This is a genomic window from Acidianus infernus (genome assembly GCF_009729545.1).
GTDB lineage: Archaea > Thermoproteota > Thermoprotei_A > Sulfolobales > Sulfolobaceae > Acidianus > Acidianus infernus.
On record NZ_WFIY01000004.1, the window covers coordinates 470,426 to 483,970 of the forward strand.

Annotated in this window: 14 protein-coding genes and 1 pseudogene; 7 read left to right on the forward strand and 8 right to left on the reverse strand. The window is 34.3% G+C overall.

The window, feature by feature from the left end:
• Position 1: 1 nt before the first annotated feature.
• The 4 genes from D1867_RS02825 to D1867_RS02840 are packed head-to-tail and all read right to left on the reverse strand — an operon-like array spanning position 2 to position 2,982.
• Positions 2-814, reverse strand: a complete 813-nt coding sequence (locus tag D1867_RS02825; protein WP_155862722.1) for a class I fructose-bisphosphate aldolase — start codon at positions 812-814, stop codon at positions 2-4.
• Positions 815-830: 16 nt separating this feature from the next.
• Positions 831-2,327 carry a teichoic acid transporter gene (locus tag D1867_RS02830; protein WP_155862723.1) on the reverse strand — a complete coding sequence of 499 codons (1,497 nt, stop codon included), beginning with the start codon at positions 2,325-2,327 and terminating at the stop codon, positions 831-833.
• Position 2,328: 1 nt separating this feature from the next.
• Entirely contained in the window at positions 2,329-2,550 is a 222-nt protein-coding gene (locus D1867_RS02835) for a hypothetical protein (protein WP_155862724.1), read from the reverse strand.
• Positions 2,551-2,586: 36 nt separating this feature from the next.
• On the reverse strand, positions 2,587-2,982 hold the full coding sequence (locus tag D1867_RS02840) for a CBS domain-containing protein (RefSeq protein ID WP_155862725.1): 396 nt from the start codon (positions 2,980-2,982) through the stop codon (positions 2,587-2,589).
• Positions 2,983-3,146: 164 nt separating this feature from the next.
• Here D1867_RS02840 and htpX point away from each other — a divergent pair, with 164 nt between their 5' ends.
• On the forward strand, positions 3,147-4,127 hold the full coding sequence (gene htpX / locus D1867_RS02845; protein ID WP_155864372.1) for a zinc metalloprotease HtpX: 981 nt from the start codon (positions 3,147-3,149) through the stop codon (positions 4,125-4,127).
• A gap of 19 nt (positions 4,128-4,146) precedes the next feature.
• Here htpX and D1867_RS02850 read toward each other — a convergent pair whose 3' ends face one another.
• Both D1867_RS02850 and D1867_RS02855 read right to left on the reverse strand, forming a co-directional pair.
• Positions 4,147-5,262 (reverse strand): GMP synthase (glutamine-hydrolyzing), encoded by a 1,116-nt coding sequence (locus D1867_RS02850; protein WP_338077939.1) that lies wholly within the window; start codon positions 5,260-5,262, stop codon positions 4,147-4,149.
• Between the two features lie 6 nt (positions 5,263-5,268).
• A complete protein-coding gene (locus D1867_RS02855) occupies positions 5,269-6,660 on the reverse strand; it encodes a cobyric acid synthase (protein ID WP_338077940.1) in 1,392 nt (463 codons plus the stop codon).
• Between the two features lie 15 nt (positions 6,661-6,675).
• Here D1867_RS02855 and D1867_RS02860 point away from each other — a divergent pair, with 15 nt between their 5' ends.
• Positions 6,676-7,410, forward strand: a complete 735-nt coding sequence (locus D1867_RS02860) for an adenosylcobinamide-GDP ribazoletransferase (protein ID WP_155862726.1) — start codon at positions 6,676-6,678, stop codon at positions 7,408-7,410.
• A 6-nt stretch (positions 7,411-7,416) separates the two neighbouring features.
• Positions 7,417-8,334: a cobalamin biosynthesis protein gene (locus D1867_RS02865; protein WP_155862727.1), complete on the forward strand. Its 918-nt coding sequence runs from the start codon at positions 7,417-7,419 to the stop codon at positions 8,332-8,334.
• Here the strand turns inward: D1867_RS02865 and D1867_RS02870 are convergent.
• Positions 8,263-9,279: a zinc-dependent dehydrogenase gene (locus D1867_RS02870; protein ID WP_013775867.1), complete on the reverse strand. Its 1,017-nt coding sequence runs from the start codon at positions 9,277-9,279 to the stop codon at positions 8,263-8,265. The two genes, D1867_RS02865 and D1867_RS02870, sit on opposite strands and share 72 nt — an antisense overlap.
• Before the next feature lie 90 nt (positions 9,280-9,369).
• Between D1867_RS02870 and D1867_RS02875 the strand changes: the two genes are divergently transcribed.
• The 4 genes and pseudogenes from D1867_RS02875 (at position 9,370) to D1867_RS02890 (ending at position 13,204) form a co-directional block, all read left to right on the forward strand.
• Complete coding sequence (locus tag D1867_RS02875) at positions 9,370-9,909, forward strand: M48 family metalloprotease (protein WP_155862728.1); 540 nt, start codon at positions 9,370-9,372, stop codon at positions 9,907-9,909.
• Positions 9,910-9,931: 22 nt separating this feature from the next.
• Positions 9,932-12,057, forward strand: a pseudogene (gene cutA, locus D1867_RS02880) (glyceraldehyde dehydrogenase subunit alpha).
• Entirely contained in the window at positions 12,057-12,515 is a 459-nt protein-coding gene (locus D1867_RS02885; protein WP_155862729.1) for a DUF1947 domain-containing protein, read from the forward strand. Before cutA ends, D1867_RS02885 begins: the two are co-directional and overlap by 1 nt.
• Positions 12,497-13,204, forward strand: coding sequence for a polyprenol monophosphomannose synthase (locus D1867_RS02890; protein WP_155862730.1), 708 nt, complete (start codon positions 12,497-12,499; stop codon positions 13,202-13,204). Before D1867_RS02885 ends, D1867_RS02890 begins: the two co-directional genes overlap by 19 nt.
• Here D1867_RS02890 and D1867_RS02895 read toward each other — a convergent pair.
• Positions 13,201-13,530, reverse strand: a complete 330-nt coding sequence (locus tag D1867_RS02895) for a Sul12a family chromatin-organizing protein (protein WP_155862731.1) — start codon at positions 13,528-13,530, stop codon at positions 13,201-13,203. The genes D1867_RS02890 and D1867_RS02895 overlap by 4 nt on opposite strands.
• Between the last annotated feature and the right edge of the window lie 15 nt (positions 13,531-13,545).

A 13,545-nucleotide genomic window follows, 5' to 3' on the forward strand; every position in this document is an offset into this window, starting at 1 on the left:
TTTATTCTACCCAAATTTTTAAGGCCTCTTCAACGCTTTTGCCCCTTATTACATCAGCAATAGCCTTAGCCATTGCAGTAGGATTCTTAGACTGCCATAAGTTTCTGCCAACAGTTACTCCACTTGCTCCAGCATCTATCGCATCCTTAAGCATTAATAAAAATTCTTTATCATCCTTAGTCTTAGGACCACCTCTAATTAAAATAGGTGCAAAAGCAACATTAACTACTTCCTTAAATTCCTCCTTATTTCCAGTATAATCTACCTTCAGGATGTCTGCACCAATTTCTGAAGCTAGTCGAGTAACATATTTAACTAAATTGACATCTTTTATTGAATCTGGATTATCGGGAGATACATATAAAGGTTCGATAATGAACGGAAGTCCATAATCGTGGGCTTCGGCTCTAGCTTTTGCTAATGCTTCTATATTATAACCTTCAACTCTATCGTCTCCGTAGCCGACTACTAAATAAGTCACTACCGCATCCGCTCCAGCTTCTACTGCTTCTTTAACTTGATACACCATTGAATAATATCCTTGGGAGTATTTCTTTTCTTTCCTCCATACATTGGCTGTATCTAGCCTAGCAATTAACATAGGAGAATTTCTAGTGTAAAAATTTTCCTCAACAAGCTTAAGCATAGCAGGAGTCATTTGTAATGCGTCCGGAATATTAGAAAGCTTACTTACTATTTCCACCGGATTTTCTATACCTTTCAATGGACCCATTACGAGCCCATGATCCAAAGCTACAACAAAAGCTTTTCCTTTTTCAAAAAGCCTTTTCAGTCTAATAGTTGATCCAGACATTATTCTAAACAATGCTTTATAGCTTAAAGTTTTTTATTTCTCTAAATATAGAATGCAACAAACCTCGAGCATAAGGATTGAAAATGTAACTTAATGCTATATACAAAGTTAATGCTAAAGATGTCATTTCTAACATTATAATGAGTTGCTCTATTGCTCTTACTTTACTTAATCCAATAAATGGCAAGGATGAAATTACTGAAAGTACTAACGAGACTATAACTTCCTTCACCGGAAAATTAAAACCATAAATTCTTTTTGAAATAGAATATGAAGAGAAAAACATCCCTAAAGAATTTACTAGTAAAGCTAATGAAATAATAACTGCAAGTATAGGCGAAATTTTGTATATATTTCCATTTTTAAATAAGTAAATTAGGAAAAGAGAAGATGAAACGCCTATAACGGAGATTATCACATTTCTTGTGGTTAACTTAGCAGTATATCCTCTAAATTCTCCTTTAGATTCTACAGCCAACGATTCGTCAGCCATATATATTGCTCTATAAAAGATGTTATATGCAGATCTTATGAAAGTTGAGAAAGATAGTACAATTAAGGCATATATTGAAGAAACATACTCGGGTCTAAGAACGTAAAGTAATCTTTCTCCATCAACAAAGATTATTAAGAGAAATACTCCACCAGTAGTAAAGAAGAACTTTATTGCGATTTCTATTAATTTAGGATCCCTGCTTTCTTGAAGTTTAAGTATTAAACCATCAGTAGCTGCTTGAGACCAGCCTACCAAATTTGAAATTATTAAAGCAGACTCAAAGTACGATACAGGAATAGCAGAATTTACTATAAAAACAACAACCCAAACTAGAGTTGCCTCTATCATTAACTGCACGTAGTTCATTATAAATACAATTGATTTCCTAACTGCGGATAGTGCCACTTTAAAGTCTATTCCTAATCTAGCATTAACGAAGGTTAAATTGAAAATTATCTGAACTAAATATCCTAAGGAATATGCAAATATTACTGCATTTATTGATAGATTTAGGTAAAACATCATAATTATTGCAGAAAGTAGTCTAACTATTTGAAACCCCGAAGCACTTATTGCGGTTAACCTAGGAGATCTACCTATTGCAACAGAACCAGAGATCTTATTCAAGTAAATAAGTACAATAAGTAAAATTGCAGTGTAAAAATAAATAGGTTGATTATATCCGGCAGAATGCATGAATATTGGTATCAACAAAAAGTAAGCAAAGGAAGAAATAGAGCCAGCTATCGCATTAATAATTATTATTCCGCCCACATTTTTGCCTTCAGCAGAGTACCTTGAGGTTATTGAAGAAAAAAGATCTGCAGGAATAGTGAAATAACCAGTTATTAACACGTAAATATACTGCCAAACTCCAAAAGTTTCTATAGATATAGAAGATAAATACCTCACTACTAAAAAGGAAAAGAGAAAAGATATTGGAGCTACAGCAGTCTTTACTAAAAGGTTAAATAATCCTATCCTAACAAATCCGGGCGATTTTTTAGTTTTTAACATATTAATCACAGAAGAGAAATTTTTCTATCCTTTCTAGGACTTCCTTTTCTGTATAATTTAAGTTTAAATTAATCTCTTTCTTCTTCGTTGTAGTAACCCTCGGTAGATTAATGCAATCCTTTGTAGTCATAATCTCCTTAATTAACCCTTCTAATGTTGTTCTCTTATCTTTTGACAGCTTTAGCAGAATTTCATACCATTCTTTCCAGATCTTAATTTTCACACTCAAAAAATAAAAGGAAAAATAATAAGACTTATCCTAATCTAAATAATTCTCGTACATATCGTCTAGAGCTCTTGCTACGTCTCTTATTGATAATATTCCAGTAAGTTTACCGTCTTCGTTAACCACTGGAAGATGTCTAATATTGTTTGTCCTCATTAAACTTAAAGCCCCAGTTATGGGAGCATCTTCTCTTATCGTAATCAAGGATGCAGTCATTATTTCCTCTGCCTTTGTATTCAAATCCTTTCCACTACCTAATGCTCTGACAACATCTTTTTCAGTTATTATACCTACTGGTTTTCCGTGATCAACTACTATTACCGAGCCTACATTGTTTTTAGTCATGATTTCAGTAACTTCCTTTAAGGTAAGAGATTTCTCAACCGAAATTACGTTACTTTTCATGTACTCTTTAACTACCTCTTCCATACTAATATATTCTAGCTCATAAATAAAAGATTTTTAGAAAGATATGACAAACTAAGGAATTATTAAGTACAATTTGTTGTATACGTATTAGATGGTCTAATTTTATGTTTAGTAATTCGAATAATCTTTATAATCCCCATAAATAATATGAGGATTTGATAAGTATGAACTTAACAGTTTTAAAACTTAGATTAGGAATGATCCTTACTAGCTTAGGAATCTTTTTACTAGGTTTTGCTCTAGTTTTTGCGATAATTAGCTACTTTTATGGACTAAGCTTAGCACCAGCTATAATTGTAGGGATACTTAGCTTCTTAATAGCGTTAAATATCATACAATGGCTATTTGGTCCATACGTAATAAATGCAATGTACAGAGCCGTAGAAGTAACACCAAACGATCCAAAATATGGATGGTTAATAGATGTTGTTAATGAAGTTGCGTATTATAATAGAATTTCACCACCTCCTAAGGTATACATAGCAGACGTACCATTTCCTAACGCATTTGCTTATGGAAGCCCAATTGCTGGAAGAAGAGTTGCAATAACTTTGCCGCTATTGAAGATACTAAACAAAGAAGAAATAAAAGCTGTATTAGGTCACGAATTAGGACATTTAAGGCATAAAGACGTCGAATTATTAATGGCAATAGGCTTAATTCCTGCACTCATCTTCTGGATAGGTTATTCATTAATGTGGAGCGGAATGTTAGGAGGCGAAGGAGGAGGGAGAAATAATAATGGAGGAATTCTGTGGTTAGTAGGCATAGCCTTATTAGCTGTAAGTTATATATTTCAATTCTTCCTATTATACCTAAATAGGATGAGAGAAGCTTACGCTGATGTAAATTCTGCAGAAACTGTACCGGGCGGAGCAGAGAATCTACAAAGAGCATTAGCAAAAATAACGTTATCTATTGATCCAGAAACACTAGAAAGATATAGAAATAAACAAGCAAATATAGCAAATATGTTATTCTTTGCACCAACTGAAGTTCAAGAGGATATTCCAGAAAATAATGTTGATGAACTTATAGAATACTGGAAACGCGAAAAAGTGCCGTGGTATGCAGACTTCTTCAGTGACCATCCACATCCAGCAAAGAGGATACAGTTATTAGAAAAATTAAAATTTTCACACTAAATCTCTTCTTCTAAAATTTTTATTCATATTCAATAGTTGCTGGAGGCTTTGAAGTAACGTCGTAGAATACTTCTTTAATTTCCTTGTTAATCTCCATGATTTTTTCTCCGATCTCTTGTAGTTTAGATATCTCTATCTTAGCAAAATCTGCAGTCATAAAATCTTGAGTTAAAACTGCCCTAATTCCTATTGAATATTTACCGTCTTTTTTATCATTTATTATCATCCCAACATGAGTTACGTCGTACTTAGTAATTTTTTGCACTATTTCTCTGACTTTTTCATAATCATCAATCAAAGGAATTGAAGCAATTTTGCCGTAACTCCTTACATCACCTTTGACTCCAGTAGCTCTCGTATTATAAACGTAAACTGGAACATTTGCTTCCATTGATATTATGTTATCTAAGGACTTTTGTGAATCTATAATTACTGAAAAATATTGAGAGTAACCCATATCTTTCAATTCGTTCTCTACAACGTCGTTAACCTCTCTCTCTATTTCTAATTTTTCTCTAGTAAGTTTTCCTACTACTCTTATTAACAATCCTGGTCCAGGAAAAGGTTGCCTTTCAGATATTTCTTTAGGTAAGCCTAAATATCTTGCAAGCGCTCTTACTTCGTCCTTATAAAGATCCGCTAAAGGTTCTATAACTTTAAACCCCCAAGTTTCTTCTGTGTTAATTCCTAGTTGAACTAAAACGTTATGCTGAGTTTTTATCCCTCCTTGAGTTTCAACCCAATCGGCGGCTATTGTACCTTGTACAAGGTATTTTATTCCATTTTCTTTTGCTATTGCTGAAAGCGTGGAGTAAAATAAATCTCTAAATTTCTTCCTCTTTTCTTCAGCATCAGAAATTCCTTCAAGTGCTGAAATGAATTCTTCACTTTTATCAACTACCTGCAAGGGTAAAATGTCTTTAAGCATATCCTTAACTTTCCTTGCCTCATCTTTCCTAAGAAAACCGGTATCTATCATAATTGGAAGAAGTTGCTTCCCTAAAATTTTGTACATTAATACTGCAGCAGTTGTGCTATCTACACCACCACTAATTGCGGCTAAAATTTTCTCTTCTCTAACTTCCTTTAATATTTGAGGCTTTACTTCCTCAATGAAACTTTCTGGATTAAACACATGTAACTATTTTCCTTGAGTATATATTTCTTTAATTTCATCAATATCCACGTTTTGCTTAATAATCTTCTCAATTTTTTCTGCCATAGAAATTATCTCCTCTTCCATTGACTTAGAGAAAATCTTTACTCCGAAATTTTCCAATAAATTTTTACTATATAAAGAACCGTGAATGCTTAATCCTAACTTATCTTCTTTTAAAGAACCGTCTTTTACATCCACATCTTTATTATTTCTCCTTACTATCGTCAAAAGTGGTTTATCGTTCCCCTCATATACTATTCTTCCTCTTCTTATCTCGTAGCCCTTTATTATACTTCCATCTTGTAATAAACCTTCACTTGTTGATACAACTTTTTCCTCTTCAAATTTTACTACAAAGTCAAATATTCCTATGCCATCATATTCTCTTGGTTCTCCGCTCTCTATACCAAAAGGATCTATAAGCCTCTTACCCATTATTTGAAATCCTCCACACACACCTAATACTTGCCTTTTCCTTATTTCTTCTAGAAAGCCTCTCTCTTTTAACCAAACTAAAGATTCATAAGTGTTCCTACTACCTGGAAGGATTAAGATATCGTCCTTCCTCAGTTTCTTGGGATTATTAACAAATCTAACTGAAGCATTAGACTTTAATAGTGCAAAAAATTCATTAAAATTACTTATATATGGATAATTTATTATAGCAATGCTTGCTTCTCCTCCTTCTCCAAAGTCCTTAATATTCATAGAATCTTCAGGGAGAATCAATTCCTCGTCAAAATAAGGTATTGTGCCTAAAAACTTCATTCCAGTTCTCTCTGTTAACCATTTTATTGCACTATCTAGAAGAGAAGGAGAACCTCTAAATTTATTAATTATAAAACCTTTTAGAGAATTTCTAACTGATGGGGGTAACATTTGATAAACTCCATATGCCGAAGAAAAAGCTCCTCCCCTATCTATATCTAAAACAAGGATTGCAGGGATCCCTTCCTTCATAGGTAGAAAGGCTGTTAAATCTCTCTCCATAAAATTTGGTTCTATTCCTCCTGCTGCTTCTATAACGTAATTTTCTTTTATGCTCTTCTTAATTTTATCCCAAAAGCTAGGTATCATTTTGTAATAATCTTCTGGTCTTAGGTTTCCCAGAGATTTTCCGAAAAATATTACCTCAATCTTTCCAGAACTTGAGGGCTTTAGAAGTATTGGATTCATGTAACTGCTTGGCTTTAAACCTGCTCCAATTGCTTGAAAAGCTTGTATAAATGCAATTTCTCCTCCTTCTTCTGAAGGAAATGAATTTAATGACATGTTTTGGGATTTAAAAGGTATTCCTCCTAAGAGTCTAACAAGTCCTGCAGTTATAAATGATTTTCCTGAGTCGCTCATCGTTGAAGAAATTATAATTGCCACAGATATTTTAGAGCGATGAAAGCTTTAAAAGGCGTTCTTTCGCAATTGTCTTTCTTTACAATAATACCTTCAGTTAATACAAGCCTTGAGGAAATTGCAGAATACAGTTTTATTTCTCCAATTTTTATAGGGATAATAACGGGAATAATAGATTTTGTAGCTTATTTTTCTCTCTTCCATATACTAGGTTACTCTTCAAGGTTTGTAATTATCATAATTGTAGAAGTTATAAGAGGATTTAATCATCTTGATGGACTCCTCGATTTGGGAGACGCAATAATGATAAAAGGTGATTACGAAAGAAAATTAAAAGCATTAAAGGACGTTGCCGTAGGAAGCGGAGGAATAGGTTCAGCTATAGTTTACTTTTCCATCTTTCTTATTTCTCTATGCGGATTTCCTTATCCTTCTATTGGTACACTTTTAATTTTGATTTCAGCTGAGGTTCTTTCCAGAGACCTTGGAATTTTAACCCTTTCAATATTAGAGCCCATGGAATCGAGTTACCTTGGTAAATTGTTTCATGATAAATTGAAAGATAAGTGGGTTATAATAATTGCTGAGGGAATACCATTTTTGCTCTTTTATCCGTTCTCAGTTATTATATTTTTTACTCTCTTTGTCATATTTTATGAGATAGGCAAGAAAGTCTTGAGAGGTTCTTCTGGAGACTTAACTGGTGCTATAATAACTATATCCTTTCCTTTATTCTTGATTGTGGAAAGACTTTTTTCTTTTCTTATCTTTTAACTCTTGTTGCTTCCTATTCTCTTTTTAGCATTAGCAATAGATTTACTCTTTGGAGAACCGCCAATTTATATTCACCCAGTTGTATATACTGGTAAAATCTCTGAAAAACTAATAAAGCCATATAAAGGATATGGTTACGGGATCTTAATTTGGTTTATATCTGTAATTCCTGTAGAGATTATTTTCTCCATTCTTCCTATATATATTCCAATAATTCCAATTAAACTAATCTTGATGGCGTTATTTCTTAAGACTACTTTCTCCATAAAGATGTTGTATGACATCGTTAGCAAGTCTAGGGAACTTGATGAGAGAGCTAGAAATTTAGTCCAGCAAATTGTCAGGAGGGACTTATCAACTGCAGATAAAGGACACATAGCTTCCGCTGCTATAGAATCGCTATTCGAAAGCCTTGTAGACGGCATAATCTCTCCTTTATTTTGGTTTTTAATCTTGGGTTTACCTGGAGCAATGTTGCAAAGGTTGGCGAATACTATGGATAGCATGGTTGGTTATAAAACAAAGGAACTTTATAAGGAAGGATATTTCTCTGCAAAAGTTGACACAATTATGAATTATATTCCCGCAAGGCTCACAGGGCTATTAATGGTAATTGCAGGAAAACTTTTGGGAATTAAGCAAAGCAGTAATCCTTTTAGATTTTTAAAAAATACACAAATAGAGAGTATTAATGCCAGATACCCTATTTGCATAGCATCAGCTTTACTAGGAGTAAAGCTAGAGAAAAAGGGATATTATACCGTTGGAGAAGGTAAATTACCAGGAAAAGAAGAGATTGAAAAATCTCTTAAATTATTCAAACTTACTTTGTTCCTCTTTATTGTCTTGCTTTCAATCATATATTATAGCCTTTATGGTCTTGCCTTCTTTAGCTATCCTTACGGCCTCGTTGAATTCTTCTAGTCTAAATTTGTGAGTAACCAGCTTCATTACATCAATTTTCTTTTCAGATATTACCTTCAATGCTTCTCTAGTATCTTCCTCAACTGCGGCATTACTGGAAATTATTGAAATTTCATTGTTTAGAAGATTGCTTATATCATAGTTTAATATAGTTCCTTTATAAGGAACGCCAAAAAGTAATACTCTGCCTCCTTTTCTTACAGAATACAGTGCCGTTAAAATTGCAGAAGGAGCACCAGAGGCAATTATTGCAACATCAACACCCCTGCCGTCAGTGAGCTTCTTTACTTCGTCTTCAACCTTAACAACTTTTGGATTAAATGCCTCATCCGCACCTACTTTTCTTGCATACTCATTGCGAAAGTCGGAAATGTCGGATACATAAACTTTTCCTGCACCGTTTACTTTAGCCATCATTACGTGTAATAGACCCATCGGTCCGGCTCCTACTACAAGGACATAATCGTCTTTATCTATGAAGACCCTCCTCTGTGCTCTTATAACAGTTGCTAAAGGCTCTATGAAAGAACCCTCCTCAAATGATACGTTATCTGGTAATTTTAGTATTCCTCCCCTGCTTACGTTCCACGCAGGCACTCTGAAATACTCTGCAAATCCTCCTGGATCTAGATTTGTTTTCCTATAATAAGGACACATTGTCGGACTTCCTTTTTTACAGTAATAACATTCATAGTCGGGAACGTGATGGTGAGCAAAAACTCTATCACCTTCCTTTAACCAGTCTACTGTTGATTCTGCTATTATACCCGCCGGTTCGTGACCTAGAATTGGTTGAGAAGCAGTATATTGTCCACATATCTTTTCTACGTCGGTTCCGCATAGACCGCATGCTTTCATTTTAACCAAAACGTCTCCTGGGTTAAGCTTAGGAATTGGAACTTCTTTCAATACTGGCCTTCCGTTTTCAAGAATTATTGCTTTCATTATTTTATAGTTGAACGTCTAGTTTATAAGAAAAGTTTACTTTCGGCTTTAAGGCAAATATATTTATAGTAATACATCTTAAATACCTTTATGCAAATAATTATTTTCGGATTACTCTCTCTATTAGCAATAAACGTTGTTTACTTTGCGGTCTCTATAATTCTAGTTAAGAGGTTTAAATCAATAAAATACGATTTTCTTGGAAAACAAATTGAGCTAAAGGTTAAGGAAGATTCTAGAGTTAATGCCTTCTCAGTAATAACTGGTAAAATTCTCGTAACCTCAGCTAGCCTAAACTTACCAAAAGACGAGCTAGACGCTATGATAGCTCATGAAATGGGACATATAAAACTTCATCACCATTTAAAGATGTTAATATTAGTAAACTTGTTAGTCCTATTATTTTTCTATACTGCTGAATTTTCCTTATTTTTATTCATTATCTCAGGGATTTCGATAGTTTTAATTCAGAGGTTTATCTCAAGAAAATTTGAAATACAAGCAGACAAATACGCTTCTCAGTTAGTTGATAAAGGATCATTAATGAATTTAATAATGAAATATGGAGAAAATAAATCGAGCATATTTTCAACTCATCCTTCTTCTTCTGCGAGAATAAAGAAGATATAAGCTACCTCTTCTATTACTATTTATGCAATATATAGGAAAACCAATAAGGAGAATAGAAGATCCTAGATTAATTTCAGGAAAAGGTTCGTATGTTGATGATATTAAATTACCTGGAGAAATGTTCGTAGCATTTCTAAGGTCAACAAAACCTCACGCTAAAATTCACGTTAAAAAAACTGATAACGTATTTACTGGAGATGATATAAATCCCGGAAAAGACTTTCCAATTGCCAGTAAAGAAACTACTTACGTAGGTCAGCCTATAGCGGCAGTAGTCGCAAAGGATAGATATGAGGCTTACGATTTATTAGAAAGTATAGAGGTTGAATACGAGGATTTACCTTACGTCCTAGATCCTACTGAGGCTATAAAAGATGAAGTGAAAGTTTATTCCGGACTTAAGTCAAACATCTATTTCCAAAAAACTTTTTCCTCAGGAAATCCTGAGAAGATACTTTCTGAGTCTTTAACCTTAGAAGGCGAATTAATTAACCAAAGGGTCATAGCTTCGCCAATTGAACCTAGGGGAATTTTAGCTTATTTTGATGGACAGAGGCTTAACGTTTGGGCATCAACTCATCGGCTCACTTTATGAGGAGAAATTTAGTTGAATTTCTGGGATTCACTAATATAAGAGTAATTCAACCAGATGTAGGAGGTGCTTTTGGAAGCAAAATAATTACTCACCCAGAGCAGTATGCAGTGGCTAAATTGGCAATAAAATTAGGCGTTCCGCTAAAATGGATTCCCACTAGGACTGAAGAAATGATAAGTGCAGGCCATGGTAGAGATAAAAGGTTCAAATTTAAGGTTGGATTCACTAGAGATGGGAAAATAACAGCACTAGTTGGTACAATAATAGGAGATCTTGGAGCACCTTATGCTGACGCAAACGATGATGAGTCTGGCAATGTACTTAGTACTTCTAGAATGATTCTTGGACCATATAAAATAAGGGACGCGTTAATAACTTCTTATGCAGTTCACACAAATAAGGTTCCCACAACTTCTTATAGAGGTGCAGGAAGACCAGAAGCTACTTACTTTATAGAGAGAATAGTAAATATGATAGCCAATGAACTAAACATGGATCCTATAGATATTAGATTAAAGAACGTTGTAAGACCAGAGGAAATGCCCTATGAGAGCGCATTCGGAATAACTTATGATTCAGGAAATTATGTTGAAATCCTAAACAAAGCAAGAGAGTATTATAACGAATTAAAATCAGAAGCCGGAAAAGATGAATGTGTAGGACTTGCAATGTATGTAGAAATAACTGCCTTCGGACCTTGGGAAGTAGCTAGAGTATTTGCCAAGTCTGACGGTAAAATAATAGCAATAACTGGCTCTGGGCCTCATGGGCAAGGTGATGCTACAGGATTTGCACAAATAGTTGCAGAAACATTACAAATTCCAATAGAAAATGTAGAAGTGAGGTGGGGGGATACTGACATAATAGAGGACGGAATAGGAACTTGGGGCAGTAGAACAATTACAGTGGGGGGTTCTGCAATGCTTAAGGCATCAGAGGAATTAAAAAGGAGATTAATTGAGACAGCAGCTAAAATGCTACAAGCTGACGTTGAAGAGATTAATTATTCTGAAGGAAAATTCTCTAATGAGAGAACCGGAAAATCTGCTACTATAACAGAAGTTATTTCGTTTGCGTATAAAAATGGAATAAGCTTGGACGTAACTTACGTTTATCCTGTAAGTAAACCAACAACTCCTTACGGAGTTCATATGGCACTAGTAAACGTTGACAAAGAGTTGGGCAAGATTAAAGTTAAGAAATACGTCGCAATAGACGATATAGGAAAAGTAATTAATCCATTAACAGCAGAAGGGCAAATTCATGGCGGAGTAATGCAAGGTATAGCACAAGCACTTTATGAAGAGGCGATAATAGATTCTCAAGGCAATTTGGTAAACTCTAACTTAGACGATTATGTATTTCCTACTGCTGTAGAAAGTCCTAAGTATATTTGGACTTATGTGGAAAGAGGGTTATCTGATCATCCTACTGGAAGTAAAGGAGTAGGAGAAGCGGGTGCAGTGGTTTCTACTCCAGTAATTGTCAATGCAGTAGAAAATTGTTTAGGAAAGAGAATATATAAAATACCAATTAAACCGGATGACCTATAATGCAGAGGCATTTTCTATCAGAGAAGGAGACAGAAGAATTGCTTGAGAAAATAAAAGAAAAATATAACGTTAGCCTTTCCCCTCAGAAGGTAGAAATAGGTAAAGAGAAAAAAGAAGTTTATTATTTTTTAGACGGAGTCTTATCCTTCTTTTCGCAAGATTTAATTCCTACGCTATGCGCAATTTACAAATTTAATATCTCTCTTCCTTCAGTTAAGGTAGATGAAGGAGCAGTAAGGGCAGTGCTGAAAGGGGCGGATCTATTTGTCCCTGGTATAAAAGAATATAACTGTAATTGCAAACCTGGAGATATAATTGCAGTCACTACAATGGAAGGAAAAGCAATAGCTATTATGAAAGTTCTTATAAGCAAGGAAGATGCAGAAAAAGAAAAGAAAGGCAAGTTTTCAAAGAATTTGCACTATCTAGGAGATGAAATATGGAAAATGTGCAAGTAAATAAAAGGGTTACTATTGTTATACCTACATTTAACGAGAGAGATAATATTATAAGATTATTGCCCCTTTTAAATAAGGTAATACGAGCTAGCATAATAATAGTCGACGATAATAGTCAGGATGGGACTGCAGAAGCTATAAGGTCTTTAAACTCTCCCAATATCCAAGTGATAGTTAGAAAAAAGGAAAGAGGACTTGGCTCAGCGATAAGGACAGGAATACAAAAAGCTATAGAAAATGGCACGGATTATGTAGTTACCATGGACGCAGACCTAAGCCACGATCCTATTTACCTCCCAGCAATGTATGAGAAAGCTAGAGAAGGATTTGACTTAGTAATAGGATCCAGATATATAAAAGGCGGAGGAATTGAGAATTGGCCGATAAAGAGGAGAATAATTAGTTGGGGAGCAAACTTTTTGGTCAGATTACTTTTACGCTCACCTCTTCATGATAATACTTCCAATTATAGAATATACTCAACTAGAGCAGCAAAGGAAGTTTTAAAGTGTGAGAGTGCAGACGGTTACGAATTTCAAATATGTGCAGTTTATAGAGTGTTAAAGGCAAATCTTCCCGTCGCAGAAGTTCCAATAATTTTTAAGGATAGGGAAATCGGTAAAAGTAAATTAACAACAGGGCAAATCTATAAATGGTTCAAATATGTAATTAGTTTATCAAGAAGTTAATCTTCCGTCGTAGTATATTTACCCTTCTTCCTAAGCTTTATTATTTCAGTCTTTAACTCTTCAACCTCCTTCTTTAATGCATTAATCTCACTCTCATGAATTTCTATTATCTTTTTTAAGCTTTCTACTGGATCTTCCTGAGTGACCTTTAATTTTACGTTTTCCTTTTCATCCATCTCAACGAATCCAAGCCTTGTTAGCTCTCTTACATATCCCTTAGCAGTCTTAGGGGAAACTTTAAGTTCTAAAGCTAGATCTTTTAGGTTAATTTCTCCTTTTTGTTTAACGATATTTATTACATCCTGCAATCTAGGTGTAAGCTCCATAGTAAGTTTTTTGAA